The sequence below is a fragment of the Streptomyces sp. CAI-85 genome, assembly GCF_013363615.1.
Lineage (GTDB): Bacteria > Actinomycetota > Actinomycetes > Streptomycetales > Streptomycetaceae > Streptomyces > Streptomyces antibioticus_B.
The window spans coordinates 1-1,097 of record NZ_JAANNX010000198.1 but is presented as its reverse complement, the minus strand read 5'-3'; the positions used below and the strand labels follow the sequence as shown (position 1 = coordinate 1,097).

1 protein-coding gene is annotated in these 1,097 nt (G+C 72.1%); it reads right to left on the bottom strand.

Annotated features, from left to right (window positions below):
* Window positions 1–1,097, bottom strand: a 1,097-nt coding sequence (gene hutU, locus G6W55_RS37745) for a urocanate hydratase (RefSeq protein WP_175525074.1), incomplete at both ends; no start/stop codon positions are given.

Here is a 1,097-nt window from a genome sequence, read left to right as displayed (position 1 = left end):
GCGTGGATGGAGCGGCCCATGCCGACGCCGCCGCCGTGGTGGAGGGAGACCCAGGAGGCGCCGGAGGCGACGTTGACCATGGCGTTCAGCAGCGGCCAGTCGGCGATGGCGTCGGAGCCGTCGAGCATGGCCTCGGTCTCGCGGTAGGGGGAGGCGACGGAGCCGCAGTCGAGGTGGTCGCGGCCGATGGCGAGCGGGGCGGCGAGTTCGCCGGAGGCCACCATGTCGTTGAACCGCTCGCCTGCCTTGTCGCGTTCGCCGTAGCCGAGCCAGCAGATGCGGGCGGGCAGGCCCTGGAAGTGGACGCGTTCGCCGGCCAGCTTGATCCAGCGGTGCAGGGACTCGTTCTCCGGGAAGAGGTCGAGGATCGCCTTGTCGGTCTTGGCGATGTCGGACGCCTCGCCGGACAGGGCGGCCCAGCGGAAGGGGCCCTTGCCCTCGGAGAACAGCGGGCGGATGTAGGCGGGGACGAAGCCGGGGAAGGCGAACGCCCGGTCGTATCCGGCGAGCTGGGCCTCGCCGCGGATGGAGTTGCCGTAGTCGAAGACCTCGGCGCCGGCGTCCTGGAAGCCGACCATGGCCTCGACGTGCCGGGCCATGGACTCGCGGGCGCGGGTGGTGAAGCCGGCCGGGTCCTTGGCGGCGGCGTCGGCCATGTCCTCGAAGGCGATCCCGGTGGGCAGGTAGGCCAGCGGGTCGTGGGCGGAGGTCTGGTCGGTGACGATGTCGATGGGCGCGCCCATCGCGAGGAGCTGCGGGACCAGCTCGGCGGCGTTGCCGAGGACGCCGATGGAGAGCGGGCGGCGGGCGTCGCGGGCCTCGGTGGCGAGCTGGAGGGCGTGGTCGAGGGAGTCGGCCTTGACGTCCAGGTAGCGGTGCTCGATGCGGCGTTCGATGGCGCGGGGGTCGCAGTCGATACAGATCGCGACGCCGTCGTTCATGGTCACGGCGAGGGGCTGGGCGCCGCCCATGCCGCCGAGCCCGGCGGTGAGGGTGATGGTGCCGGCGAGGGTGCCGCCGAACTTCTTGGCGGCGACGGCGGCGAAGGTCTCGTAGGTGCCCTGGAGGATGCCCTGGGTGCCGATGTAGATCCAGGA